Origin of the sequence: Nocardia sp. CDC159 (assembly GCF_023740735.1) — a bacterium.
GTDB lineage: Bacteria > Actinomycetota > Actinomycetes > Mycobacteriales > Mycobacteriaceae > Nocardia > Nocardia pulmonis.
On sequence record NZ_JAMRXH010000024.1, the window covers coordinates 61,531 to 87,014 of the forward strand.

General features: G+C 67.4%; 28 protein-coding genes, 1 tRNA gene and 1 other RNA gene. 12 read left to right on the plus strand and 18 right to left on the minus strand.

The features are described from left to right. The first annotated feature begins 14 nt into the window (after positions 1-14). Entirely contained in the window at positions 15-998 is a 984-nt protein-coding gene (locus NDR87_RS34200; RefSeq protein WP_251918050.1) for an adenosine deaminase, read from the plus strand. Between the two features lie 41 nt (positions 999-1,039). On the opposite strand, the gene NDR87_RS34205 is transcribed toward NDR87_RS34200, so the two are convergent. Genes NDR87_RS34205 through NDR87_RS34230 form a run of 6 tightly spaced genes read right to left on the minus strand, consistent with a single transcriptional unit; the run spans position 1,040 to position 4,443 of the window. Beyond that, positions 1,040-1,648 carry an isoprenylcysteine carboxylmethyltransferase family protein gene (locus NDR87_RS34205; RefSeq protein WP_251918051.1) on the minus strand — a complete coding sequence of 203 codons (609 nt, stop codon included), beginning with the start codon at positions 1,646-1,648 and terminating at the stop codon, positions 1,040-1,042. 3 nt (positions 1,649-1,651) lie between these two features. Further along, complete coding sequence (locus tag NDR87_RS34210; protein ID WP_251918052.1) at positions 1,652-2,848, minus strand: MAB_1171c family putative transporter; 1,197 nt, start codon at positions 2,846-2,848, stop codon at positions 1,652-1,654. After that, positions 2,841-3,413: an ImmA/IrrE family metallo-endopeptidase gene (locus NDR87_RS34215; RefSeq protein WP_251918053.1), complete on the minus strand. Its 573-nt coding sequence runs from the start codon at positions 3,411-3,413 to the stop codon at positions 2,841-2,843. The genes NDR87_RS34210 and NDR87_RS34215 overlap by 8 nt, the downstream gene beginning before the upstream one ends. Positions 3,414-3,467: 54 nt before the next feature. Further along, positions 3,468-3,872, minus strand: a complete 405-nt coding sequence (locus NDR87_RS34220) for a hypothetical protein (protein WP_251918054.1) — start codon at positions 3,870-3,872, stop codon at positions 3,468-3,470. A 20-nt stretch (positions 3,873-3,892) separates the two neighbouring features. After that, positions 3,893-4,099, minus strand: a complete 207-nt coding sequence (locus NDR87_RS34225) for a hypothetical protein (RefSeq protein WP_251918055.1) — start codon at positions 4,097-4,099, stop codon at positions 3,893-3,895. A 50-nt stretch (positions 4,100-4,149) separates the two neighbouring features. Further along, positions 4,150-4,443, minus strand: coding sequence for a hypothetical protein (locus tag NDR87_RS34230; RefSeq protein ID WP_251918056.1), 294 nt, complete (start codon positions 4,441-4,443; stop codon positions 4,150-4,152). A 242-nt stretch (positions 4,444-4,685) separates the two neighbouring features. Here NDR87_RS34230 and NDR87_RS34235 point away from each other — a divergent pair, with 242 nt between their 5' ends. Next, a complete protein-coding gene (locus tag NDR87_RS34235) occupies positions 4,686-5,123 on the plus strand; it encodes a helix-turn-helix domain-containing protein (RefSeq protein ID WP_251918057.1) in 438 nt (145 codons plus the stop codon). Positions 5,124-5,138: 15 nt separating this feature from the next. Here the strand turns inward: NDR87_RS34235 and NDR87_RS34240 are convergent, their stop codons facing one another. Both NDR87_RS34240 and NDR87_RS34245 read right to left on the minus strand, forming a co-directional pair. After that, positions 5,139-5,420, minus strand: coding sequence for a hypothetical protein (locus NDR87_RS34240; RefSeq protein ID WP_251918058.1), 282 nt, complete (start codon positions 5,418-5,420; stop codon positions 5,139-5,141). A gap of 130 nt (positions 5,421-5,550) precedes the next feature. Further along, entirely contained in the window at positions 5,551-6,165 is a 615-nt protein-coding gene (locus tag NDR87_RS34245) for a TetR/AcrR family transcriptional regulator (protein ID WP_251918059.1), read from the minus strand. A 137-nt stretch (positions 6,166-6,302) separates the two neighbouring features. Here NDR87_RS34245 and NDR87_RS34250 point away from each other — a divergent pair, with 137 nt between their 5' ends. Together NDR87_RS34250 and NDR87_RS34255 are read left to right on the plus strand one after the other, a co-directional pair. Beyond that, positions 6,303-6,908 carry a DJ-1/PfpI family protein gene (locus NDR87_RS34250; RefSeq protein ID WP_251918060.1) on the plus strand — a complete coding sequence of 202 codons (606 nt, stop codon included), beginning with the start codon at positions 6,303-6,305 and terminating at the stop codon, positions 6,906-6,908. A gap of 20 nt (positions 6,909-6,928) precedes the next feature. Beyond that, positions 6,929-8,440, plus strand: coding sequence for a carboxylesterase/lipase family protein (locus NDR87_RS34255; protein ID WP_251918061.1), 1,512 nt, complete (start codon positions 6,929-6,931; stop codon positions 8,438-8,440). Positions 8,441-8,883: 443 nt separating this feature from the next. Here the strand turns inward: NDR87_RS34255 and NDR87_RS34260 are convergent, their stop codons facing one another. The 3 genes from NDR87_RS34260 to NDR87_RS34270 all read right to left on the minus strand — a co-directional run bounded on the left by NDR87_RS34260 (position 8,884) and on the right by NDR87_RS34270 (position 13,274). Next, positions 8,884-10,260, minus strand: a complete 1,377-nt coding sequence (locus NDR87_RS34260; RefSeq protein ID WP_251918062.1) for a lipase family protein — start codon at positions 10,258-10,260, stop codon at positions 8,884-8,886. A 447-nt stretch (positions 10,261-10,707) separates the two neighbouring features. Beyond that, positions 10,708-12,138 (minus strand): lipase family protein, encoded by a 1,431-nt coding sequence (locus NDR87_RS34265; protein WP_251918063.1) that lies wholly within the window; start codon positions 12,136-12,138, stop codon positions 10,708-10,710. 107 nt (positions 12,139-12,245) lie between these two features. Next, positions 12,246-13,274, minus strand: coding sequence for a Gfo/Idh/MocA family protein (locus NDR87_RS34270; RefSeq protein WP_251918064.1), 1,029 nt, complete (start codon positions 13,272-13,274; stop codon positions 12,246-12,248). A gap of 84 nt (positions 13,275-13,358) precedes the next feature. Between NDR87_RS34270 and NDR87_RS34275 the strand changes: the two genes are divergently transcribed. From NDR87_RS34275 to NDR87_RS34295, 5 genes are all read left to right on the plus strand, one after another. Then, positions 13,359-13,748, plus strand: a complete 390-nt coding sequence (locus NDR87_RS34275; protein ID WP_251918065.1) for a VOC family protein — start codon at positions 13,359-13,361, stop codon at positions 13,746-13,748. A 243-nt stretch (positions 13,749-13,991) separates the two neighbouring features. After that, entirely contained in the window at positions 13,992-14,246 is a 255-nt protein-coding gene (locus NDR87_RS34280) for a hypothetical protein (protein ID WP_251918066.1), read from the plus strand. A gap of 96 nt (positions 14,247-14,342) precedes the next feature. After that, positions 14,343-15,020, plus strand: a complete 678-nt coding sequence (locus tag NDR87_RS34285; RefSeq protein ID WP_251918067.1) for a TetR/AcrR family transcriptional regulator — start codon at positions 14,343-14,345, stop codon at positions 15,018-15,020. Positions 15,021-16,169: 1,149 nt separating this feature from the next. Further along, the gene (locus NDR87_RS34290; RefSeq protein ID WP_251918068.1) at positions 16,170-17,063 is read left to right on the plus strand and encodes a hypothetical protein; all 894 of its coding nucleotides are present in this window, start codon (positions 16,170-16,172) and stop codon (positions 17,061-17,063) included. Next, on the plus strand, positions 17,060-17,824 hold the full coding sequence (locus NDR87_RS34295) for a class I SAM-dependent methyltransferase (protein WP_251918069.1): 765 nt from the start codon (positions 17,060-17,062) through the stop codon (positions 17,822-17,824). The genes NDR87_RS34290 and NDR87_RS34295 overlap by 4 nt, the downstream gene beginning before the upstream one ends. On the opposite strand, the gene NDR87_RS34300 is transcribed toward NDR87_RS34295, so the two are convergent. The 3 genes from NDR87_RS34300 to NDR87_RS34310 all read right to left on the minus strand — a co-directional run bounded on the left by NDR87_RS34300 (position 17,821) and on the right by NDR87_RS34310 (position 19,511). After that, positions 17,821-18,192: a hypothetical protein gene (locus tag NDR87_RS34300; RefSeq protein ID WP_251918070.1), complete on the minus strand. Its 372-nt coding sequence runs from the start codon at positions 18,190-18,192 to the stop codon at positions 17,821-17,823. The two genes, NDR87_RS34295 and NDR87_RS34300, sit on opposite strands and share 4 nt — an antisense overlap. A gap of 202 nt (positions 18,193-18,394) precedes the next feature. After that, positions 18,395-18,479: transfer RNA gene (locus tag NDR87_RS34305), tRNA-Ser, on the minus strand. A gap of 54 nt (positions 18,480-18,533) precedes the next feature. Further along, positions 18,534-19,511 (minus strand): hypothetical protein, encoded by a 978-nt coding sequence (locus NDR87_RS34310; protein WP_251918071.1) that lies wholly within the window; start codon positions 19,509-19,511, stop codon positions 18,534-18,536. Positions 19,512-19,646: 135 nt separating this feature from the next. On the opposite strand from NDR87_RS34310, the gene ffs reads away from it, so the two are divergent. Beyond that, positions 19,647-19,741: signal recognition particle sRNA small type (gene ffs, locus NDR87_RS34315), an RNA gene on the plus strand. 128 nt (positions 19,742-19,869) lie between these two features. Then, positions 19,870-21,156, plus strand: coding sequence for an aminotransferase class I/II-fold pyridoxal phosphate-dependent enzyme (locus NDR87_RS34320; protein ID WP_251918072.1), 1,287 nt, complete (start codon positions 19,870-19,872; stop codon positions 21,154-21,156). 41 nt (positions 21,157-21,197) lie between these two features. On the opposite strand, the gene NDR87_RS34325 is transcribed toward NDR87_RS34320, so the two are convergent. Then, positions 21,198-22,019 carry a methyltransferase domain-containing protein gene (locus NDR87_RS34325; RefSeq protein ID WP_251918073.1) on the minus strand — a complete coding sequence of 274 codons (822 nt, stop codon included), beginning with the start codon at positions 22,017-22,019 and terminating at the stop codon, positions 21,198-21,200. 107 nt (positions 22,020-22,126) lie between these two features. Between NDR87_RS34325 and NDR87_RS34330 the strand changes: the two genes are divergently transcribed. Then, positions 22,127-22,702, plus strand: coding sequence for an HhH-GPD-type base excision DNA repair protein (locus NDR87_RS34330; RefSeq protein ID WP_251918089.1), 576 nt, complete (start codon positions 22,127-22,129; stop codon positions 22,700-22,702). On the opposite strand, the gene NDR87_RS34335 is transcribed toward NDR87_RS34330, so the two are convergent. The 3 genes from NDR87_RS34335 to NDR87_RS34345 all read right to left on the minus strand — a co-directional run bounded on the left by NDR87_RS34335 (position 22,703) and on the right by NDR87_RS34345 (position 25,475). After that, positions 22,703-23,713 carry an alpha/beta hydrolase gene (locus NDR87_RS34335; protein ID WP_251918074.1) on the minus strand — a complete coding sequence of 337 codons (1,011 nt, stop codon included), beginning with the start codon at positions 23,711-23,713 and terminating at the stop codon, positions 22,703-22,705. Between the two features lie 99 nt (positions 23,714-23,812). Beyond that, a complete protein-coding gene (locus tag NDR87_RS34340; protein WP_251918075.1) occupies positions 23,813-24,577 on the minus strand; it encodes a glucose 1-dehydrogenase in 765 nt (254 codons plus the stop codon). A gap of 43 nt (positions 24,578-24,620) precedes the next feature. Beyond that, positions 24,621-25,475, minus strand: coding sequence for a helix-turn-helix transcriptional regulator (locus tag NDR87_RS34345; RefSeq protein WP_251918076.1), 855 nt, complete (start codon positions 25,473-25,475; stop codon positions 24,621-24,623). Positions 25,476-25,484 lie beyond the last annotated feature (9 nt).

The window sequence follows — 25,484 nt, forward strand, 5'->3', positions numbered from 1 at the left end:
GATAGGATCCCCCGATGCCCGTACCGAAGGCCGAACTGCATCTGCACATCGAAGGGACCCTGGAGCCCGAGCTGGCGTTCGCGCTGGCCGAGCGCAACGGGGCGGAGCTACCGTTCGCATCGGTGGAGGAGCTGCGGCACGCTTATCGGTTCGAGGATCTGCAGTCGTTCCTGGACCTGTACTACCGGCTGACCGATGTGTTGCGGACCGAGCGCGACTTCACCGAGCTGGCCGAGGCGTATCTGCGGCGGGCGCGGGCCGAGGGCGTCCGGCATGCGGAGATCTTCTTCGACCCGCAGGCGCACACCTCGCGCGGCGTGCCCTTCGCGACGGTGATCGACGGGCTCTGGGCCGCCCTGCGCGACAGCGAGGCGCGCCACGGCATCACCACCTCGCTGATCCTGTGCTTCCTGCGCGACCTGTCGGCCGAATCCGCCCTGGAAACCCTCGCCGAGGCCGAACCCTATCTGGATCGGATCGTCGCGGTCGGACTCGATTCCGCCGAGGTCGGCCACCCGCCCGCCAAATTCGCCGAGGTCTACCGCCGCGCCCGCGAACTCGGTCTGCGCGCCGTGGCTCACGCCGGGGAGGAGGGCCCGCCCTCCTATATCGCCGAGGCCCTGGACATCCTGGGCGTCGAACGCATCGACCACGGCGTCCGCGTCCTGGAGGACCCCATCCTGGTCCAACGCCTGGTCCGCGACCGCATCCCCCTCACCGTCTGCCCCTTCTCCAACGTCCGCCTCCGCGTGATCGATCAGCTCACCGACCACCCCCTGCGCCGCATGCTCGACCTGGGCCTGCTCGCCACGGTCAACTCCGACGACCCCGCCTACTTCGGCGGCTACGTCGAGGAAAACCTCCAGGGCGTCCGAAAGGCCCTGAACCTCACCCCAACTCACCTCCGCACCCTGGCCCGCAACTCCTTCGAGGCCGCCTTCCTCGACATCCCCACCCGCGACCGCTACCTCGCCGAGGTCGACGCCTACTCCTTCTGAGGTCGAAAGACGCTGTGGCGCACCGGCAGCGGTGGTCCCGGTCAGCTCTGGAGGCGGCCGATATAGGGGAGGAAGCGGCCCACGCGGGCGGCGTAGTGGAGGTAGGCGGCTCCGTGGGCGCGGCGGAGGTAGGGCTCCTCGACGGCGCGGACGAGCAATTCGACTGTGGCGGTGAGGAGTACGAGTCCGGTGAGGGACAGGGGGTTGGGCACCATGAGGGTCAGGCCGAGGGCGGTGAGCAGGACCGCGGCGAAGATCGGGTTGCGGATGACGGCGAAGATGCCGGTGGTGACGAGGGGGGTGCGCTCGTGTTCGTCCACGCCGATGCGCCATGAATTGCCCATGGCCAGTTGACAAGCGAGGGTGGCGGCGATGCCGCAGACGGCGATGATCGCGCCGATCAGGCGCAGGGCCGGATGGTCCAGCGGGGCGATCCGCGGCAGGAACCCGGTGAGGTCGGCGGCGGTACCGGCGAAGGCGAGGACGGCCACGAGATGGAAGCAGCGTTCGCCCCACCACTGCGTGCTGAAGCGGGCGGGCGGGCGGATGCCGGTCTCGCCGGTGCGGCGCACGGCGATCAGGATGCGCACCCCGAATGCCACCACCAGCCACACGACGAACAGCACCAGGGCGACCACCGTCGTCACCATGCGCTACCTCCTGGATTCCTGTGGCGCCCGCAGGGCGCGCAACGTTTCGGCGACGATCGGTGAATTCGCGTAGGCATTGCTGACGCGGGTCAGCCACGCGATCTCCCCGGCGCTGTCGCTGCCGCCGCGCGAGGGCGAGCGCGGTGGCGCGGGCCGCGCGGGCAGATTGCCGAGCCGCGCCTGGACGGCGGCCTTGATCCCGGCCGCCTCGACGACCGCGGCACGGTCGATATCGTCCAACCCGGCCTGTTCGGCGAGGCGTCGCGCGTGGTCCTCGGCGGTGGGGTGGGTGTAGGCGCGCAGGGCGAGCTGACCGTCACGGATCTCGGCCAGGCGACGGGTGGTGCGCAGCTTCAGATCCCACCAGGGCGCATCGATGGGCGAGCTCAATCCCGGTGCGGCGGTGCGGATCGCACGCCACAGCGGCCGCAGCGCGTGGTATTCGCGCAGGCGGGCGATCAGATCGGTACACCGTTCCCCCGCGGCGGGCAGGGTGTATCCCACGCAGGCCACCACGATTCCGAGCGCGGCGATGGCGGGGCCGATCTCGGTGTCGAGGCGGTCGAGGTCGGTGACGTCGAACCACCGGGCCACCACCGCGGACATCCTGGTGACGGTGGAGATCACCCCGAGCAGACCCGAGACGGCGACCAGATACAGCCCCCGCCGCAGCCACGGGCGGTCGGTGACGCGCGCCGAGCTCAGCGCGCAGTACACGAAATCGGCTGCGGCTACGGCGAATACGACGTTGTAGATCACAATGAGTTCGGCCAGCCACGGCGACTTCGCGTAGTAGATGTCGAAGTCGACCGGGCGTTCCTCCACGGGATTCCCGGCGAAGAACAGCGCGATGAGCAGCAGGCCGATCGCCGCGTAGCCGATCGCGCGCACCCGGATCTTCGGCCCGATCTCCGCGGGCCCGCGCTGCCACACCAGGATGACCGCCTGCATGGATCCTGCCAGGAAGATCAGCAGGATGTAGACGATCAGCCCGGTGATATTGGGGATCCCGGTGATGCGGTTGATCAATCGCACACTCGGCGGCGGGACGCAGAGGCATACCGCGGTCCACAGCGACATTGCCACCAGCACGGTCCACCGCTGCAGGCTGCGATCGCGCCGGAGCTGGTTCACCTTGTAGGCCAGCGCGAATACGCTCACGACGGCCGCGGTGTAGAAGAAGGCGGCCGTACTATCCACGATCGCTCGCCTGCGGCAGCCCGAACGTGTTCTCCATTCGATGGACGGCGTCGACGGCCGAATCCGCGACATTCCAATGCTTTTCGGGTAGCCAGCGGCTGACGTGGGTCAGCAGGTGGGCCGCGAACATCTCGGCCTGGATCTCGGCGGGCCCATGACACTGCCGCGAGCGTTTGGCCATGATGCGCTGTACCGCACTGGGATCCAGGCTGGGCAGCAGCAGTCGGGCGCCCTCGCTGTCCAGTAGCGGGGTCTGGTCGTGCTCGTGGATCAGGTGGCCGGTCTCGTGACAGAAGATCACCAGCTGATGCCACGGGCTGGTGTCCTTCTCGTAGAAGATGTAATGACCGTCGTCGGCGTGCACCCACAGCCCGAAGACCACATCCGATTGGGAGGCGGGGAATTTCACCGGCATCCGCTTGACCGGATGCCCGAGCCGCTGGGTGAGGACTTCGCAGACCGCCGACATCACCTGCTCGGGCTCGGCCGGAACCGGTAGGCGCAGATCGGCGACGAAGTCCTCCACCAGCCGGGCAGCGCGTCGTCTCTGGGTTCGTCGGCCCATACCGTCATTCCTCGAAGGTCTTGCGTGCCATACGTTGAGCACCAGCATCGGCTCTCATCCTCGTTCGTCCGCCTGGGCGGCGCGCCCCGGCTCGCGCTGCGGCCGCAGCCGGGCCGCCCGCAGCGCGATCTGCCGCACACCCATCTCGGCGAGGATCCGGGCCAGGGCGATCTCGGCATCGGTCTCGTCCGCGATCGCCGGATCGGCGAAATAGCCCGGCCGCACGCCGAAGAACTCCGCCAGCGCGGTCAGGACCTCCGGCGTCGGGTCGGTCGCGCCGCCGGTCCGCAGCGCGGACAGGTAGGCACCGCTGATCCGGATCTCGGGATGCGCGGCCCGGACCGCCGCGGCGACCTGGTCGTCGGTGTACCTGCGGCCGTGCCGCCCCGCGGGGCGGATGTCGTCGAACAACCGCCGCAACCGGTCGTTCAGCGCCGGGGCCTGTGTACTGTCGGCCATATCCGTGCCTCACCTCGTGGTCAGCATAGACCAGGTCGCGGCTGAGAGATGTTGAGCTGATGTAGTTCTCGCTCGATAACTCGCGCGGCGCGATGGCAGCCGGCCGCGTGCAGGGCGGTGATGCGCGTGCGCACGGCATCGCATCCGTAGGCGGCGACGACGTCGCGCAGGCTGTAGCGATGATCGGCGGTGTGGCCCGCGACGGCCGGAATCGGGTTGACGGCCATGGTTTCTCCTGCGAAAGGCGATGGTGGTGCTGCTGCGGACAGTGCGCGGATCAGGGAGAGGTGTTGTCGGACACCGTGATAACGGTCGCTCCCCGCAGCGAGGCGGGGACCTCGCCACCGTCGAAGTGTGCGAGGCTCGGCACGATCACGGTGGCGACCCCGAGCGAGTTCGCGATCGACCGTAATCGGGCGGCCGGGTTGTCGGTATGCGCTCCGAAAGCGATGGTCTTGCGCAGGTCGTAGCCCAATCGCTTTGCCAGGCTGCGCATTTGGATCTCGTCCCAGTGTTGCCGCGGGCCCGCTATGTCGCGCCGCAGATATCCGATCGCGCCGATCCTCGCCATATCCTCCGCCCCCTGGTGTAGCCGGTGCGGGGGCGCGCGGGCGCCCGAGCATCATCGATCGAAGCGCTTGTCACCGATCGGTATGTGCTGACTTCCCCTCGACGCCAGTACATATCGCCGTTCGGCCCGCATACCTCCGTATATGGCCGATACTTTCGCATCTACGTCAGTACATGTCAATCGTTGTACTGTGTACTATCGGGAGGACGGTTCACTCGGGACGGAGGATCGTGGACGACGGCATGACGACCGCCGAGGCACCGACGGAGTTGGCGGCGAAGATCAACAGGCTGTTCGACGTCATGCGCAAGCCTTCGGATCCGCCGCTGTCCAATGCCGCTGCCGCCGAGGCGATTACGCAGGCCACCGGCACATCGATCAGTTCGGCGTATCTGTGGCAGTTGCGCTCGGGGCTGAAGTCGAATCCCACCGTCGTACATCTGCGTGCGATCGCCCAGTTCTTCGGCGTCCCGGCGTCCTACCTCATCGATGCGGGCCCCGACGAGGAGATCGAGTCGCAGCTGAGCATGCTGCAGGCCATGAAGGACGCGGGCGTGCGCAATCTCGCGCTGCGCGCCTCCGGTCTCGCCCCGCGGACGCTCGCGGGTATCGCCGCCATCGTGGACCGCGCGCGCGAGGTGGAGAACCTACCGCCGATCGATCCGCCGGAAGGTTCGTGAATCCGCGGCCGGAGATCAGCCCACGCGCACTTCCTTCTTGGTGGTTCCGCCGTTCGGGCACCAGACCCACACCTGGTGGGTGCCCGGCGGAACATTGTCGACGAAGAGATTTCCGGACGGGGCCACCGCGAGGCTGTCCGTCTGCGGCGTCCCGGCGTAGGGATCCACCCGGCACCATTCCGGGCGATCGGAGCTGTTCGGTTTCACGCTCACGACCAGCCAGTTCTTCCCGGCGACCACATCCACGCTCGGCGGTTCCACCTCGGCCCCGGCGACCCCGGCCATGATTACCGGCACCGCGAAAAGCGAAGCGACACAACCCAGAATCCTCGAAGCCCGCATGCCTCCACAGTGCTGGCCGCCGAGCGCGTTGCCCATACGTCAATTCATCCGGCTTGTCACGGTCGCGACGGATGCGGTAACCGGATCAGCGGGCGTGAGCTCGATCCAGGCCCGCCTCGACGAGCATGGTCAGCAGCATTTCGAAGGCCTGGTCCACGCGTCGGCGGTCCGCGGTGATGAGGAGGTCGATCTGCAGGCCGCGAATCTGGGCGAGGATGAGGGTGGCGGCCTGCGCCGCGGTGTCGGGCGGCCAACCGTGGTGAACCAGCGCCTCGCCGAACACATCCAGTCCGTCGTGCACCAGGGCCTGCGGCGGGATCGTCGGTGGGTCGGTGGCTTGCCTTGTGGCGGCGGCGAGTTCGAACAGGAGCAGGAACTGTCGCTGCGCTTCCGGTCGGCACAGATGCCGCCATACCGCGCGCAGTAGCTCGGCGCCGGAATCGGTCTCGCTCGCGTCCAGGCTCCGCAGCCAGGCGCGGAACTCGGCGAGCATGGCGGTCAGAATCTCGGTGAGCAGCGCCTCCACGGTTCCGAAGTGCCGCATGACGGTGACATGACTGACGCCGAGGGCGGGTGCCAGCGATCGCAGCGTCAGATCGCCCACGCCGTGGTCGAGGACGTAACGAGTCGCGGCCTGCAGCAATTCCGGTCGCCGATGCTGGTAGCGCAGGGTGCGGCCGTCGACCTGGTTCTCGCTCATCGGAGGGCATCCTACTGTGCCGAGTTGCACGTAACAAATGGTTGACGTAACAGATGTTACGTCTAGTATTGGCGGCGCGGAACTACAGTGCCGCCGCCCACTCCGCGGGAGGGGCGGGGAGATGAAAGTGAATTTGCGTGACCACATATGGATTGCTGATCTTCGACAACGTCGACGAGATCGACCTGGCCGGACCCTGGGAGGTGTTCACCGTCTCCTCCCTGCTACGCGGTAACGCCGACACCGTCGTGCTCATCGCGGAACACCCGGATCCGGTCCGCTGCCACAAGGGGATGCGCATCATCCCCGACCACACCTTCGCCGACCACCCGCCGCTGGACGTGCTGCTGATCCCCGGCGGCACCGGCCCCATGGAGCAGCAGTCCAATCGGGTGCTGACCGACTGGATCGCCGCGGTCTCGGCGCGGGCCACGTGGGTGACCAGCGTCTGTTCGGGGGTCGTGCTGCTGGCCGAGGCGGGGCCCGCGCGGGGCCGTCGGGTGTGTATCAATCGCGATATGGAGGACGAGCTCGAGGCCCGCGGCGACGTCACGGTCGTGCGCGGCTCGCGGTACGTCGTCGACGGCAACCTCGTCACCTCCCAGGCCGCCTGCACCGGGATCGATATGGCGTTGGGGCTCATCGCCCGGCTGCACGGTGTCGATCACGCGCGCGTCCTGTGCGACATGCTTCAGCACGAGCCCGCTCCGGCCGAGTTCGCCGACGCCGCGCTCGATCGGTGAGAACGCAGAGGTACTGATCAATGTCGATCGAATCCATGCGTGTCACCCCCCTGCGGCGGACCACCGAGGGGATGATCCGTGGGACCGTCGTCGACGGCGTCGCGGTCTTCCGCGGAATCCCCTACGCCCAGCCGCCCGTGGGGCGATGGCGATTCGCCGCACCGCAGCACCCCCTGCCCTGGACGGGAGTTCGACCGGCGGTGCGGTTCGGCCCGCCGTCCCCGCAGCCGACTCTGCCCGGATCTCCTCCGGTACCCACCGAGGGCCTCGAGGATCCGGATCAGTGGTTGACGCTCAATATCTGGACTCCCGACCCGGAGGCGGGCGGTCTGCCGGTGATGGTCTGGATTCACGGCGGCGCCAACCAGATCGGATGGTCGGGTCTGCCGCTGTACGACGGTTCACTGCTGGCCGGGCACGGTGTCGTGGTCGTCACGGTCAACTACCGCCTCGGCTTCGAGGGATTCGCTCGGATCGCGGACGCGATCGACAACCGGGGTCTGCTCGATCAGGCGGCCGCATTGGCGTGGATCCAGCGCAATATCGCGTCCTTCGGCGGTGATCCGGACAATGTGACCGTCTTCGGCCAGTCCTCCGGCGGTGGTTCGGTGCTGGCGCTGATGACGATGCCCGCCGCGCGGGGCCTGTTCACCAGGGCCATCGCGCAGAGTCCGAGCGCATATCCCTTCGGCCCGGAGCTGGCCGATGCCGTCTGCGCCCGCATCGCCGAGACCGCCGGTGTCGAGCCGACCACCAACGCTCTGGCGCGGCTCACCCCGCGGCAACTCGTCGAGGTCACCCAGGTCGTCCAGGGCGCACCGCCCGCCGATTGGTGGGGGTCGGCCCGGCACTTCTCGTGGCTGCTGCTGTTCGGGCCGGTGGTCGATGGTGTCGTACTGCCGCGGGCCCCGCGTGCGGCGCTCGCCGACGGCGTGGGCCGCGAGATCGATCTGCTGATCGGTCACACCCGCGACGAATGGCGAATCTTCGGCGCCCTGCCGACCGCCCCTCCGGTCACCCCCGAGCTGACCGAACAGGTGCTGCGGGATCTGTGGCCCGGCGACCCGGAGCAGTACCGAGCGGCCTTCCCGGACGCCGATCACCGGGAACTGCACGAGCTCGTACTCGGCGATCGCCTGTTCAGAATGCCCACGGTGCACCTGGCGCAGGCACATTCGGCCGCTGGCGGTCGCACCCACCTCTATGAGCTGCGCTACGACCGGACGCCGGTCGGGGCCGCCCACTCCGCCGACCTTCCCCTGGTCTTCGGGTCGTTCGCCGCGGCGGGATCGATCCATCGCGATCCGCCCGAGGCGGGGGCGGTGGCGCTGGCGGCGGACATTCGGGCGTCGTGGACGGCCTTCGCCCGCACCGGAAATCCCGGTTGGCCGGTCTATCGCGAACACGACCAGCAGGTGCGGCTCTACGACAACGACGGCGCCCATACCGGAACCTATCCGGAAACCCGATCGCAATCGCTGTGGCAACGCCATGCCCTCGGCGCACCGCTGCCACTCGGCGAGAACGGCTGACGTGGAAGGATTTCAGGCAAACTACAGGCCAACAACGTCCGCAATCGCTGCGGCATAACCGATTTCGGCCCTACGATCTTGCTTGCCGTTCCGAGCGCGGGCGGTGCCTCACCGCCCGCGATCGTGCTGTCTGATTGCCGTCGATCGTGAACAGATCCAGGAGCAGACCTGCCGATGACATCCGAACTTGCGGTCTACCTACTCACTGCCCTCGCCTTTCCCCTCCTGCTGGCATTGGCGAAATGGCTGACCGGACTTGGGCTTCCGAAGCCAAGGGCGCGGATCGACGAGGAGATTTGGCCGACCCGGACGCCCGGACGTGATCGCGAGGATCCATACCGGCGTCCCTCCGGCATCCATGCCGCCGGTTCGGTCACCGATATCCAACGACGTATGCGGACGAGCGTGCGGACCCGGCCTCCGGCCTTGCGCCGATGACTCGGTCAGCGCTGGCCGATGGGCTGCTGTGTGGCGGCGGCGAGCAGGGTGCCCGCACTCTGTAGCCAGGCGGGCCAGCTCGCCGGATCCAGCAGCATCGAGCCCTCGTCGCGGATTTCGCATCCGGCGGTCATCGGGACACCGTCGAAGCGATCCTTCAGCCAGACGAGTTCCTGTGCCACGGCGACGTATTCGGCCGTGATGTGCTCGCTGAAGTGGTCACGGGTGTACACCACGCGTGCCTCGGGATCGCTGCAGTAGTAGTCCACCAGCCGGTTGACGGAGTCGATGGGGACGACCCAGTCCGGGTTGGCATTGAACATGAACATCGGAGCCCTGGGGACAGCGTGACCCATCCGGAGCTCGTCGAAGACCCGATCGGGCACCGGGCCGTGGAAGGGGTCCGCGATGTCGAACATCTGCTCGTAGGGCAGGAAGGGCAGGACCGGGAGCGAATACAGATAGCACAGACCGGATTTCACCGAGTCCAGCGTCTTCAGGGCGGGACTCATGTGCTGGTCGAGATAGGCCGCCAACTCGGCGTATTCCCGTCGGGCGCCCAATATCCCGCTGAGCAACAGCCCGGAGGCCAGGTTGCCGTTGGCCAGTTTCACCATGGCCCGCAGGTCGGCGGGGATGCCTCCCTCCACGACACCGACGATGTCCAGTTCGGGGGCGTAGGACGGATGCAGTTCCGCGGCGTGGCCGGACGGGATCGCACCGCCGGAGTAGCCGGCCAGGGCCACCTTCGTAGCCACGCCGGACAATCCCAGCGGCACGAAGTTCTCCGCCGCGCGGATGCTGTCCAGGGTGATCCGTCCGTTGAGCGGTCCCGCGCCGAACGCCATATTCGGCCCGTCGAAGTCGGGCATGTTCACCACCCACCCGGCCCCGGCGGCCGTGATCGGGAGGAGGAACTCGGTGCCCACGAGGAGCGAGCCGATCAGCGGAGGGGGTATCGCGCCCAGCTGAAGTACGTACGACGGCGAACAATAGCGAGGGCCGCTGGTATCCGTCGCGAACTGATAGGACAGCAGATTCCACGGTTGCCCGCCGTCGCCGCCGCGCGGTTTCATCACCGTCGTCACCGCCGCGATGGGGCGATCCAGATGATCGGTCGATCGGAACGACAGCTGCCAGGCATCGACGTTGATGGGCAGGACCGCTTCGAATCCCAGGTGCACCTCGCGGGCGGCGATGATCTCCCCGGCTTGCTTCGCCGCGATCACGTCGGCCGGTGGGTCGTAGAAGGCGGGGTCGAACTGTGGCTGGGCCGGCGGCACCCCGGGCGGCAGCACCGGCTGAACCGGCAGCGGGGTCGGTTCCGCCCTACCGGCCCCGGCCAGCACCGTGGACCAGGTCGCGGCAATGGCCACTGCCATGGTCCAACTCGTGACCCTCGAAACCAGCGATCTCATGGCCACCTCGAATTCAGATAGGCGAGGCGGACGGCGGGGTCCCGTTCGACGATTCCGGCCGCTCCCGTCCCGCAACCGCGTGGGAATATTGCCACCGAAGGTGCGGTGAAGCCGTCGCTGATCTTAATGGACCGGTTCGATCGGTCGGCTCATCCCACGCGGTCGGCCCCGGCCGGTGTGGCGCTGCTGCCGGTCGTGGCCCGGCTGGATCGGATTTTCAGCTGGGAATTCCGAGCAGGTTCCCGATGCCGCTGATGATCGCCAGCGGCACGGCTATGGCGACGATTCCGGCGATGATCAGCGCCCAGGCGATCGCGGCTTCCGGAGTTCCGCCCATGGCTACCTCCTGTGCTGAGTGTTCCTTGCCTGTAAGCGAGTTCGGTGATTCTCTTTTCCGATCGAGCGCACTCCCTAGGTCGTGTGGGGGAGTTGGCCGATTGCCTGGCCGGTGAGCAATCCGGCGATGGTGGGCCATTTCTCGCCGATCATGTCGGCCAGGTCGGCGTCGGAGAGGACGCTGAACGGGCTGGTGATATTGCAGCCGGTCGGCAAGGGCTTGCCCTCCAGGCGGTCCACGACGAAGTCGTAGCCTTTCGGGAGCCAGGCCAGGAGTCCGGCGATGTGTTCGGCCAGGAATTCACGGGTGTAGGTGATGGATTGGCCCGGGTCCTGGCAATACCAATCCACCAGCCGGTCGGTGGCCGCGTTCGGGATCAGGGTGTCGTTCTGGGCGTGGTAGATGTACATCGGCATGCTGGGGCGCTGCTGGCCGAGACGGTTCTCCTCGATCGCCTGCGTGATCGCCGGTTCCTCGAGCACTCCGTCCGGTTGTGTGCCGGTGTATCCGCCCAGGTAGTTCCAGAAGGGGAAGATGACCGACCCCAGGGGCGCATGGCACAGAAAACTCTTGGTCGTCAACATGAATCGGGTGAACCAGTCCGTCTTGGTGTCCAGGACGTGCCGCACCTCGGGGTATTCGGCGGCGAATCCGAAGAACGCCCCGCCGATCAACCCGGCGGAGATCTGGGAGTTGTTCTGCCGGATCACCGCCTTCAGATCGGCCTCCACGACGCCGCCGATGCCGACGCCGACGATGTTCAGTTCGGGCGCGTAGGTCTGCGCGTGCTCGGCCGCCCATCCGGTCGGGATGGTGCCGCCGGAATAGCCCAGCAGTCCGACGCGGGTCCGATCGCCCGCGGTCAGTTGTAGCGGTGCGAAATCGATTGCCGCGCGGATCGCGTCTAGGGTTGCCTGGCCGCCGAGGCGGGCGGCGCCGTAGGCGGAATTCGGTCCCTGATAGTCCGGAAGCGACAATGCGTACCCCTTGGACAGGGCCGCGACGATGGCGAGATTGCTTTCGAGCATGTTGACGAAATCCGAATACCACGGAATGCTGCCCTGCTGGATTCCGTAGGACGGTGCGCAATACATCGCGGTGGAATCCTCGGCGATCTGATACGACAGCAGCTTCCGGCCGTCCGGCGGCGCTTCGCCGCGCGGTTTGATCAATGTGGTCACCGTCGCGATCGCGTTACCGTGACTGTCGTTGGTCCGATACAGGACCTGCCATGCGTCGATGTTCTCCGGCAGCACATTGAAAAAGGCCGCGGTGATCTGGCGAGCCTTCAAAATTCCGCCGGGCGGAGCCGCCACGATATCGCTCGCGGGCGCCTTGTAGAACGGGTCGAGCTCCGGCGGCAGGACCGCCACCGGAAGCGGTTGGATCGGGACGTCCGTCCTCGCCTGTGCCGGGCCGACGAATATGCCCGCCGACACCGTTACGAGCAGGCAGCCGACGATTCCCGCCACCCACCGACTCGGCGTCGTTGCCGATGTTCTCATGGTCGCTCCTCTATACGGGCATACGTACAGCTATCTTGTACGTACGGGTACCAGATTAACTCACGCTGCTGTGTTGTGGAACACTCTCGAGCAATTGCGGCACGCGCTCAGCGAGAGCGGGATCGTCGCCGCGCGCACGACCGCTCGAGCCGCTCGAGCAGGTGGTGGCACGCCGTGGCGTGGGCGAAGTCGGGCACCGTGCGGGTGTCGGTGACGATATCGATGAGGATCTGGGCATACAGATCGGTGACGGCCGAGCCGAGCCGGCCGCGGTGGGCCTCGTCGCGCAGCGGCAATTCGTAGCGCGACGGTACCGGCAGCAGCCGCCAGACGTTCTGGCTGTTTCGACATCCCCGCAGATAGGTGCGCGCCTGGCCGAGGTGTCCCGAGTTCCCGCTGAGCACGAGATCGCCCTCGGTGCCGTGGATTTCCCATACCAGGCAGCCACCGCGCACCGGGCCGGGATGGAAGTGCAGCGTCGCGCGAATGTCGTTTTCGAGTACTCCCTGCACGACGAGGTGATCGTGTTCGGCGGCGGCGACCTGGACGAAATCGCCGAGCACCATGGTCGCCGCGTCGATCGTGTGCAGGAAGGGGCCGGTCAGCAGGTCGACATCGCCCCCGCCGGTGTAGGCGATCATTCTGGTGGACAGCACATTGCCGACGAATCCGCCGCGGACCAGGTCGGTCAGATGCCGGAGGGCGGGGGCGCAGCGCGCCTGCAGGCCGAGGAAGGTGCGATTACCGCGAAATGCCGCGGCCGCGGCGAATTTCGCGGCCTCGCCTGGCGCACCACCGAGCGGCCATTCACACAGCACCATCTTGCCCGCGGCCAGCGCCGCCCAGACCGCCCGCGGCTGCGCCGGTGGCCGCAGCGCCACCACGACCAGGTCGATGTCCTCGCGGTGCACAAGCTCGTCGACATCGCAAAAGGCCGCTGCCACATCGTATTTCGCGCTCGCGGCCTTGGCGGCGGGCAGGGCGCTCGCGACGAGGCCGCGCAGTTCGAATCCGTCCAGTTCGGCGAGGGCGGGGACGTGCGCCTCCGCGGCCCACCCACCGAACGCACTGAGTCCGACGATCCCTACGCCGATGGGCGGCTCCGGGGTTTTCCATCCGATTGCTACCAAGACCATCAACTCCGAACTGTTGCCGGTCGAGCGATATTGGTACGATAAGGTACCAGATAGCCAAAAGTTGTCCAGAGAAGGAGGTCGACGATGCGGTTCGGTGGTGTGACTTTGATGGTGAGCGACGTGGCCGCCACGGCGTCCTTCTATGCGAATGCCTTCGGTCTGTCCCAGGTGTTTGCTGATCCGGATGGAACGTTCGTGGTACTGGGTTCGGGGGTGGCGGAGGAGCAACCCGCGAGCGCATTGACGATCGAGCACTGGCGAAAGATCGAGAACTACGCCCGGCCCACCTCGCCCGGTGGTTTCCGGGTTCTGTTGGAGCACGAGGATGTCGACGCGGTCTACGATTCCGCCCTCGCGGCCGGGGCCACGGACGCGCTGCCCCCGACAATTCGCCCATGGGGGCAGAAGGTCGCCGCCGTCCGTGACCCCAATGGCGTCATCGTCGAAATCGGCGAGCCCATCGCCTACCGGTGAACGGGCGGCTTCCGATGAGTGCAATCCGAACGCGCAGAACGCTTTCCGTGATCACAGCGTTGATCGTGGCACTGGAGCGGATCGGGTGGACGTGATCGGTTGGTCGGAAGGAACTCTCGTCGCGGCGGACTACATCCAATTTCGGGGCGGCGACGAGAAGGTCGCACCGTCCGGCCCGCCTGCGCGGCATGCGCCGATCTGCTGTCGGACTCCGATTTCCTCGCCCGGCTGCAGGCCAGCGGCGTGTACGCACCGACCGTGGACTACATCAACATCGTCACCACCGCCGATACCCAGGTGCAGCCGTACACGAGCGGAATCCGAGCGGCGAGCAATGCGGAAAACATTGTGCTAGAGGACATCTGCCCGATCAATCTGTCCGGACACCTCTCGGTCTCGGTCGACCCCACCGTGGCGGCCCTGGTCCTGAACGCACTGGACCCCGGGGCGAGCCACCCGGTGCCGTGCGCGCCCGCACAGGCGCCACCGGGGGTCTGATCCGCGCCGCACCCACCACCCGAGGGTCTTCGCGCCGTTCGGCACGATAGCGTTTCCCGCGCGAGATTACCCCCGAGGCGGAGGAGGCCCGAGTCGGTGAGCGAGGTGGCGGGTTCGGCACACGATGCCGCGCGGGGGCGCACGTATCAGGGTCGCAGCCACGACCAGCGCACCGCCGAACGGCGACGCAGAATGCTCGACGCCGCGGTCGAACTCTTCGGCACTCGTGGCTTCAACGCCGTGTCGATCACCGACCTCTGCGCCGCCGCCCGGGTTTCCCGCCGCTCGTTCTATGAGGAATTCGGCGCCCTGGACCGCCTGCTGATCGCAGCGGTCGACGAGTTCGACGCGCGGGCCGCCGAGCAGGTGGGCGCGGTCCTGATCGAATCGGCCGAAGACGACCTCGCCACCCGAGCCCAGCGCGCCTTCCGCGCCTTCCTCTCGGCCACCTGCCCCGACCGGCGCACCGCCCGGGTCTGCTTCATCGAAGTAGTCCAGGCCACCGACCAAGTCGAGATATGGCGGCGCGAACGCCGCCGCCGCCTGGCATGGCTGCTGGTAACCCAGGCCGAATCAGCTGCCCAACGAGACGAGATCCCCTCCCGCCCATTCCATTTCACAGCCATAACCATGATCGGCGCGGTCACCTACGCCATCCAGGAATGGGTGGACGCCGAACCCGTGTTCAACGAATTCGCCACCGCCCCAACGGAATGGATGGCCGACCAGCTGTCCCAGATGTTCGTCGCCGCGGTCAGCCGCCCGGGGCTCTAGACCCTCCCGACCTACGTCTTCTCAGCGCAAACGTTCGCTTCAGACCGTGGCGCGGTCGAGGTGGTATGGCGACTCGTTTGTCGTGGAATCTGGTGCTGTCCAGGCACGAGTACCGGGGCGGCTTCGACGTCACGGGTGGCGGTGATCACCCACGCACTGACCGGTGGCTGGGACGGCGAAGGGCACGAGTGGACAAGCGGTGTCGTCGCGCCGGTCGGCTCCGCACCGGCGTCGGCAGCTACGGCGATCGCGGTCCCGTACAGCAGTGCTGTGCCCGTCACGACAACCGCTCTCCGCGACAGTCGGTGCGCCACGGTGCAGGTGGGCCAGGAAGGACTCCGATGACCCGTAATGGCGGTTCTATCGACGTCGCGGCCAGCGGCGACACCAGGGCGGCCCGGCCGTGGCGTCGCTGGTGTCGCTGTCCCGCATTTCCCATCGTCGTGACCGGGTAACGGCGGCGTTCCCGGTCCGGTACAGCGGTGCGCGAGCGTCTCCCTGTGTTCGAAGAGATTGTGGCAATCCGCTGATGGTCGGTTGGAGTTGGGCCGCCGGACGAGCGCAGTTGTTTAGGTGAGAGACAGCGCTCGGGCTCCACCTCGAGCTGTCTGCTACAGCCCAGCGTTAGCTCCACGGGCGTGTTACACGCCGACAAGTCGTCACGGTTCAGCTTCTACCCAACCGCGGTTATGAGAAGTCTTGATATTCGGCGCCGCGGCGATATACGGCGGGAGACGTCGGAGGACAGGGGCGGTCGCTAGTTATGTGCTCTTCGGGTGGGTAGTGATCGGCGTGGTTCGTGTTGTGATGCGACGGCGGGGCGACGCGTGTTCTTTCGGGAACAGCCAGGGCGGACTTGACATGGTCATGGCTGCCTGGTGATTCGGCGTCGTCTGAGTCTTCGATGTGGCGGTGCTCGTCGGCGACTAGGGCGATCATTGCGCGGTCGACGTCGCCGACCGCCTCGATGTAGGTGGGCGTGGCCAGGGTCCAGGCCATGTAGTAGTTCGCCAGCGGCACTTTGGCGGGTCGGCGAAGCGGGTTGGTAGGTGGGGCCGGTCAGGCTCGCGTTGCGAGCTCGGCGAGGGCCGTGTTCGGATGGTGGTCGAGTGGGCGGGGATGTTTCTCGGGCAGTGAAAGGTGCGGTTGATGCAGTCGGCGATCGTGGCGGCGACGGTGGTGTCCACGATTCTGTTGTGGGTGGGGATCGTGGCTCAGTTGGTGCTGCGCCGTGGCGAACCGCATCGGGAGGTCCTGTTTGCCACGGGCGCCTACGCCCTGGTCGCCACCTTGTTTCTGCCGCCGGTCGCGGTTCGTGCCGCTGAGCTACTGGGCTCGGATCGGCCGTGCAACATCTTCTTGAACGTGTGGAACGTCATCACTTCCGGATTGATGATCGTCGCGATCGTGGCTCCGCGCGGGTGGCGTGCGGCCGTGAGCGCGGGGTGGGTGACGGTCGCCGTGGCGGCCGGGGTGTGGTGGATGGCGGTGATGTTCGTGCCATCCCCGGCCGGGTGTGTCACGTCGCTGGACGTGCCGGCGACGTCGATCTATTGGTGGCTGTTGATCTGTTGGCATCTGCTGGCGCATGCGGTGGTTCTGGTGGCGGTGTTCCGTGATCTGGGTATGGTGGCGCCGCAGTCGCGCTGGGCGAGGATCGGGGTGTGGTGGTATGTGGTGGGTTACACCGCGTCGGGCACGTACTGGCTGACCCTGGTGGTGGTCCTGCTGACCGAGCGCCGCTTCCCGGTGCTGACGGTGGTGGCGAACAGCGGGTGGTATCCGCTCACGGTGATGGCTCTGACCGGGGCAGTGTGGTGGCCGGTGGGCGCGTGGCTGGTGTTCTACGGTCGCGCGGTGGCCGATTTCCGGAGTGCCTGGCGGGGTTTGGCGGAGCGGGGATGGTCTCGGGCCGAGCGGGAGGAGTTCTGGGCGCAGTCGCTGCGGGGCTGGTATCTGTCGCCTGCCAAGGCCGCCTATCGGGTCCGTGTGGCCGAGGCTGATCACGCGATCAGCAGGGCCGGTGAGAAGAGAGGGCAATGACGAATTCGAAGTTGAGCGCGGGCGGGATCGACGACGCCGACCGATTGCGCGTGATCAGCGGTGCCGCCGACGCCCCGTCGCGGGCGGTGATCACCGCGCTGGAACTGCCGCCCGCCCCAACGGTTCTCGATATCGGTGCGGGCAACGGATCGATTGCCCGCTGGGTCGCCGACACTTATCCCGAGGGGCGGGTGACGGCGCTGGACAAGGACATCGCGCTGCTGGCGTCCGAGCCGGTGCCGGGCAACTGCACTATTGTGGCCGCCGACATCGCCGACTACACCCCCGAGCCGGACTCCTTCGATCTGGTGCACGCCCGGTTCGTGCTGGCGCATCTGGCCGACCGTGACCGTGTGTGCGCCCGTGCGCTGCAGTGGATTCGCCCGGGCGGGTATTTCGTTGTCACCGAGCCGTTCTCGCTGGGATCCTGCAGCCGGTATCCGGTGGCCGCGGAGGTTCTGGGAGCTTACGAACGCTATTGTGAGGCAACCGGATTCGATCTGACGTGGGCCAGGCGAGTACCCGCTGTGATGCAGGCGGCCGGTGCGCGGGTGGTCGAGGTGCGCGCTGCCGCGGGCCGGTTGGGGGGCGGCACGGGTGTGGACCGCTGGCAACCACTCATCGCTCGGGTGGCCGAGGAACTGGTCGCTGCCGGTCTCGATCGCGTTGCTCTCGATCAGTTCGCGGCGCTGTGCGCCGACCCCGAGACCTACGACATCCCACAGGTGATCATGACCGTGGTGGGTCGCCGTCCCGCCTAACGCCTTGGCGGGCGCGCGGGACGAGCGGGTGGGGTGAGTCCGTAGCGCATTCTGGCGAGGGTGCTGCGGTCACCGGGCGCGTAGGTGGGACTGAAGGCGAGCAGTTCGGCGAACGCCTCGGCTTCGCGCTCGATCGGAATCGAAAGGTCGGCACGGGTGTGCGCCCCGAGCAGGCCACGGATGTGCTCGGGATCGGTGAACAGGTCGTCGCCGAACAGGCGGGCGAATCCCTCGGCACTGATGACGCCGCGTGGCTCGTGGTCGAGCAGCAGGTGGGCGTATTCGTGGCCGATGCACTGATCGGTCCACTCCGCAGTGCCGTCGTCGCGCACGATCATGATGTCGGTGTCACCGACGGCGAAGGTCATCGCGTACACCCCGGCGCACCCTCGACTACCGCCGCGGCGCGCCCACCTACTTGGCCCCCGACCTGCGTACCGGTGAGCGAAGCCTCGGCCCGATCCCACTGCCCTTCACACCCCGAGGGCTCGACATGAGGTAGTCGCGAAGGGATGCCACGAAAAACGCCCCCGACCAGCCATGAGGCTCGGTCGGGGGCGTTTGCCACAGCGGAGGATAGGGGATTTGAACCCCTGAGGGCGTTAACCCAACCCGCGTTCCAGGCGAGCGCCATAGGCCACTAGGCGAATCCTCCGCCGAGCAATATACCGGGTGGGGGCGGGGGAGATGAAACCGGGCTGGTCAGGGGCTACTTGTGGAGGGTGGTGATGGCCTTTTTCAGCTGGTCCTTGCAGATGGCGCCGACCTCGTCCTTGCTGGTGGCGGTGGGGGTTTCCACGGAGAGTTTGAGCTTCGCGGAAAGGTTGGAGTCCAGGACGGCGCAGGTGTAGTCGAGGTTGACGAAGCTGCCGTAGGTCTGTTCGTAGGTGGCCCAGTAGGCCTGTTCGCCGAGGCCGGGGAGGGGGCCGGAGTCGCGGCCGCTGCCGGTGGTCTTGGTGTCGTATTCCTTCCAGCTGTTGAATTGCGGAGTGCCGTACTGGGACTGGAAGCTCACCTCGAGCTTGAGGTCGGAGCCCTGGCTGCCGTACTTGCCGGCGCCGTCGTAGGCGGCGCGGCAGTCCAGGGAGCCGCCGCCGTAGTTGGCGTCGGGGGCGCGCTCGGTGTGCTCGGGCTGGCCCTTCTGGTTGGGGGCCCACTTGCGTAGCACGGTCGGGTCGACCAGCGAGCACGCGTTGGTGACGTTGGCCATGGAGTAGCTGCCGTCGACCTTCTTCTTGTCGGTACCGGCGACGCCGCCGCCACCGCTGTCGCTCTTCTGGGTGAGCACCACCGCACCGACCACCACGCCGACGATCACCACCAGGCCGAGCACGCCGCCGATGATCCATCCGGCGCTGCTGCTCCGGCCCGGCGGTGGCGGGGGGAACTGCGGGCCGGGGTAACCGGGCTGCGGTGGGTAGGGCGCGCCGGGGTAGGGCTGCTGCGGCGGATAGCCCGGCTGCGCGTAGTGCGGCGGCGGCTGCTGCACGCCGCGATAGCTGTCGAAGCCCGCGCCCAACACGGTCGGATCCGAACCGGTGACCGGTCCGTGCTGGCCGCCCAGGATCGTCGGCTCCGTACCGGTGATCGGCGCACCCGGGCTGGTGCTCGCCGGTGGTGTGGACCACCACTGCACGGTTTCGTTGCCCTGCCCGTCCTGCGGGTGACCCGGGTTGCTACCTGTCACTGTTCAATTCCTCCGGTTGTGGCGCGGAAGGCCCCCTCGAAATGTCGGACAGATCGTAACGATTCGAATCGCGCACGTCGCGGGGTCAGGATGGGGGTCCGCGGCGGCGCCCTCGCGGCAGCCGCTACACTGGCCCTCGGATCCCGCGCGGCGCGCATCCTGTGAACTCCCCCAGGGCCGGAAGGCAGCAAGGGTCAACGGGCTCTGCCGGGTGCGCGGGGTCCCCTTTCATTTCCGGGTCCGGATCCGAAACTCCCATGCCATCTCGAATCCCCGACGAGTAACGTGGGCGGCTGGATCGCCGCCAGAAGCCACGGTCCGCAACCCCTGTACCTCGCTGCTTGAAAGGCTGCTCAGGATGCCCCGGCAATCGCAGATCGGTTTGATGAGCCATGCGGAACTCGTATCCGAACACGAGACGCAGACCGCGAACTACGCGACTCTGAAGACCGAGAAGCTCACGCTGGACCTGACCCGCGGTAAGCCCTCACCCGAACAGCTCGATCTGTCCGCGGAGTTGCTCACCCTGCCCGGGGCGGGCGACTTCCGCGACGGCTCGGGCACCGATTGCCGCAATTACGGTGGCCTGCACGGACTTCCGGAGCTGCGCGCGATCTTCGGTGAGCTGCTCGGCATTCCGGTCGACAACCTGCTGGCGGGCAACAACGCCAGCCTCGAGCTCATGCACGACGTGATCGTCTACTCGATGCTGCACGGCACGGCCGATTCGCCGCGCCGCTGGGTGGACGAGCCGATCAAATTCCTGTGCCCCGCGCCCGGCTACGACCGGCATTTCGCCATCACCCAGTCGCTGGGTGTGGAGATGATCCCGATCGCGATCGACCACGACGGCCCGGACGTGCGGCGCATCGCCGAACTGGTCGCGTCGGATCCGGCGATCAAGGGGCTGTGGGCGGTGCCCAACTACTCCAACCCGACCGGTGTCACCTTCTCCGAAGAGGTGGCCCGCGAACTGGTCTCGATGCCGACGGCGGCGCCGGACTTCCGGCTGTTCTGGGACAACGCCTACGCGGTACATCCGCTGACCGACACCGCCGATCCGGTGCTGGACATCCTCGGCATGGCCGCGGCCGCCGGAAATCCCAACCGCCCCTTCGTCTTCGCGTCCACCTCGAAGATCACCTTCGCGGGCGGCGGCGTGAGTTTCCTCGGCGCGTCCAAGGCCAACCTGGACTGGTATCTGAGCCACGCCGCGAAGCGGAGCATCGGCCCGGACAAGATCAATCAGCTGCGGCACCTGCGGTTCTTCAAGGACGCCGACGGCGTGCGCGCGCATATGCAGAAGCATCGCGCGATCCTGGAACCGAAATTCAAACTGGTGCTGCGCATTCTGGAGGAGCGGCTGGGCGCCTCCAAGGTCGCGTCCTGGACCGAGCCCAAGGGCGGCTACTTCATCAGCCTGGACGTGCTGGAGGGGACGGCGGCCCGCGTCGTGGCCCTCGCCAAGGACGCCGGAATCGCGCTCACCCCGGCGGGTTCGGCCTTCCCGTACGGAAAGGACCCGGAGGACAAGAACATTCGCATCGCCCCGAGCTTCCCGAAGCTCGACGATCTGGAGAAGGCGATGAACGGCCTGGCCACCTGCGTACTGCTGGCGGCCACGGAGAAGTATCTGGGCAAGTAGTGAGATGTTCCGGGACGGGTGTGACCCGTCCCGGACCCTCGTCAGCTCGGCTTGTGGGCCAGCACCGCGAACATGGTCACCGAGAGGTGGATATCCCCGCTCCGCGCCCCGGCGTCCAATTCCTCCAGCAGCGCCCGCCGCTGCTGCTCGGTGATGGCGCCGCGGGCCACGGCCATGGCGGAGATGCGGCCCACCAGCGCGCCCGCGCCCACACTGCGATCCTGCACCAGCGCGTGCGAGCCGATCTCGTCGATCACCAGACCGGCCTGGGTGAGCAGTCCGGGTAAGCGGCGGCCGGAGAACGGATTGGTGGTGTTGGCGATCAGCGTCTCGATCACCGCACGCACCGCGTCCCGCTCGCCCGGATGCACGATCGCGGTGCCCCAGTCGCTGTCCATCACCACCACGCGCCCGCCGGGCCGCAACACCCGCGCGATCTCCGCGGTGGCCCGCGCCGGGGAGGTCAGATGCTGGAACACCCGCTCGCACAGCGCGACATCGACGCTGTCGGTGCCCAGCGGCAGGTTGTAGGCATCGCCGGGCACGAACCGCGCGTGCGATCCCACATCGCCCGCCCGTCGCTCGGCGGCGGTGAGCAGATTCGGATCCGGTTCCACCCCGACCGCCGCCCCCTCCGGGCCGACCGCCTCGGCGAAGGCCAGCACCTCCGACCCGGTTCCGGAGCCGATATCCACCGCGCTCTCCCCGGGCCGGACCGCCAGGGCCTCGTGGGCCCAGTGCCGCAGGCGGCGAATGCCGGGTAGCGCTGCCTGCAGATCGCGAACATCGATGAGCTGGTCCCGGCCGTCCCGATCGAAACGGTCCGGACGCAGGCCGGAAAGTGTTGCCATAGGTTCGGGCATGGCCACACCCTACGCGGGAGAAATATCTACGGGTGGGTAGCTGTGTGAGATCTGTCACTGCCCGCTGTCGCGGCGGCGGAACCCCCTCTGAGATGATCGGAGCCATGGTGAGCCGCAAACTGTGCCTCGCGCAGGACCCGCAGGCCGACGCGCTGCTGTCCGGCGACAACTTCGCGCTGTTGACCGGAATGTTGCTCGATCAGCAGTTCCCGATGGAGCATGCGTTCCGGGGGCCGCAGAAGCTTGCCGATCGGATGGGTGGGTTCGATATTCGGCGGATCGCCGAGGCCGATCCGGAGGAGTTCGAGGAGTTGGGGGCCACGCCGCCCGCGATTCATCGGTACGGGCGGTCGATGGCGCGGCGGGTGCAGGAGCTGGCTCGCTATGTCGTGGAGAACTACGACGGCAAGGTCGAGAACCTGTGGACCGAGGGGGATCCCGACGGCAGGGAGGTGCTGAAGCGACTGAAGGCGCTGCCCGGATTCGGCGATCAGAAGGCCCGGATCTTTCTGGCGCTGTTGGGTAAACAGCTCGGGGTCAAGCCGAAGGGGTGGCGCGAGGCCGCCGGAGCCTACGGTGAACAGGGGTCGCACCGCTCGGTCGCCGACGTCCGCGACGCCGAAACCCTCGCCCAGGTACGGGAATTCAAGAAGCAGGCCAAGGCCGCCGCGAAGCGGGGGTGATCAGGCGCCCCAGTGCTCGGCGCGAACGTTGCGCAGGGCGTAGTCGACGCCCGGATCGTTGCGCAGCTTCCAGTCCGGGCCGACGAAGTAGCTCGCGGCGGTCTTGTCGCCGTTGACCAGGTAGTTCAGCCACGCGAGGGTGATGCCGGAGGTGGCGTTGTGTGTGGCGTCGTCGAACGGCGTGAAATGCGTGACGCCCTTGAGGCAGATGAAGTAGGCGGGGGCGTTGAGGTTGACCTCGTATTCGACCAGCCGGGGCAGGAAGTGCGGGACGATCAGGTCGAAGGAGCCCGCCAGATAGAGGGTGGGGACATTGACCAGGAAGGCGGCCGCCACCGGACCGGGTTCGGTGGGCATCGCGCCGACCACCCGAAATTCCGGATCCACCAGCTGATAGATGTTCGGCGGGATGCTGGCGCCGTTCACCGCCGCCCCGCCGCCACCGGAGTGACCGCCGATGACCGTGCGGCTCAGATCGAGCCTGCCGTGCAGCGGATTGGCCGGATCGTGGTTCGCGTGCGACAGGGCCGCGGCACCCGCGAGCGGAAGTTCGAACAGCGAATTGACGAAGTCGTGCGGCATCGCCACCACGAAGCCGTGGCTGGCCCAGAACCGGGCCGTGGAGTCGTAGTTGCCGGGTTCGGAGGTGAAACCGGGCACCCAGATGATCGTGGGTACGCGACTCATCGAGGCGATGTCCTCGGGGTAGTAGAAATCCACGCCGATGGGTGAATCCAGCCCGCCCGGGAATTCGCGGGTGCACGTCATCGGGGAGTGATTGCCCGACACCTGGCCGAGCGCATTCCAGGCGGCGTACAGACCCGCGCACGGATAAACGGCCGCGGTGCTGACCGTGCGGTGCGGTCCGAACGGTGCGTAACCGGTCAGCGGAACATCACCCGGGGCGAAATCATCGGCGAGTGCGACCGGTGCGCCGATCCAGCCGACGGCGAACAGCGCGGCAATCGAGAGTACGGCCGCAATGAAACGCCGCCGACCGAATCGACGCATGGAAACCTCCATCACCCCGGGAAAATCCCACAACAACGGCTGGGAGCGTATCCAAAGATCAGCACACTTGATCAGAATGTTTAGGCCGGGCTTAACACCTCACATCCGCTCCGCCACGATGGCCGCCACCAGGCCACCATCGATGACCAGGTCCTGCCCGTTGATATAGGACGCGGCATCGGAGGCCAGGAATGCGACCGCCTCCGCGACATCCTCGGCGGTGCCGATTCGCCCCGCGGCCACCTCGGCCACCACCGCGGCCGCCGCCTCGTCGGACACATTGTCGTGGAACATCGGCGTCTCGATATATCCGGGACTGACCGAATTGACCCGAATTCGCCTGGGCGCCAATTCCGCCGCGAGGGTATGGGCAAGATTGTGCACCGCCGCCTTGGTGGCCGCGTACAGCGCGCCGCCCGGCATGCCGCGATGCAGTGTCCAGGAGGCATTGATGACGATTGCCGCCCCGTCGCTCAGCAGCGGAAGGCTCTGCTGGATCGTGAAGAAGACACTTTTCACGTTGCCGCGCAGCACCCGCTCGTATTCCTCCTCGGAAATATGGGCGAATGGGAGAAATGACGCTATACCGGCATTGGCGAACACCACATCCAGACGCCCGTGCCGATCCCGGATGGCCGCGGTGAGCGCCGCCAGATCGGCCAGCTCCGCCGCGTCGCCGGGAACGGCGAGCACCCGCGGGCCCAGCTCCGCAGCGGCCGCGTCCAGCCGGACCTGGTCCCGCCCGGTGATCACCACCTCCGCCCCGGCCGCCAGCAGTCGGCGCGCCGCGGCCAGGCCCATACCGCTGGAACCGCCGGTGATCAGCGCGACCTTGTCGTCGAATCGAAAAGCGTTGTGTGCCATGTGCTCAGCGTGCCGAGCCCGCGGCGGGGCAACCAGGGTTGGATCAACCTGGGTGCGCCACCACCAGTCTCGGACCGCGCACCAACTCGTCGAGCCGCTCGGCGGTGCCGGTGCCGGGCCGGGGGTTGTAGAGATCGAGATACCAATCCGGATGATCGGCCACCACCAGGGCCGTGGTGTCGAATACCAGCTCACCGGCCTCCGGATGGCGCACCGCCTTCACTGTCTGCACCGGCACGCCGACCTCGTGGCGGGCCCACAGCTCGGCGAATTCGCTACTGAGCGAGGCTAGTTCGACGATCAACCGGGCGAACTCCGGATCGCCGGGCGCCCGGCCCGCATCGGCGCGGAACGCGGCCACGATGCCCGGCGCCGCCGCGGCCCACGCGTCGTGCATGCCGCGATAGCGGGAATTGGTGAAGAACGCGATCAGGCAGTTCCGGTCGTTGTCGTCGTAGCCGAACGCGGCCCGCGTCCCGTCGTTGATGGCGAGCAAATTCCAGTACCGGTCGCGCAGGATGGCCGGGCGCGGCGACCAGGAATCGACCAGCCGCCGCAGCTCCGGCGTGACCGCGCCGGAGGCGTGCAGCGCGGGCGGATTCAACCCGGCCAGGACGTACAAATGGGCTCGCTCGGCATCGTCGAGCCGCAGCGCCCGCCCGATGGCGTCGAGCACTTCGGCGGAGGTGTTGATATCGCGTCCCTGTTCGAGCCAGGTGTACCAGGAGACCCCGACCCCGGCGAGCAGTGCGACCTCCTCCCGCCGCAGCCCGGGCGTGCGCCGCCGCCCCACCGCGGGCAGGCCGACCTCCTCGGGCGTCAGCCGCTCGCGCCTGGTTCGCAGGAAATCGCGTAGTTGCGCACGACGACTCGCGGTCGCCACGGATCTGCCGGTCATATGCCAGGG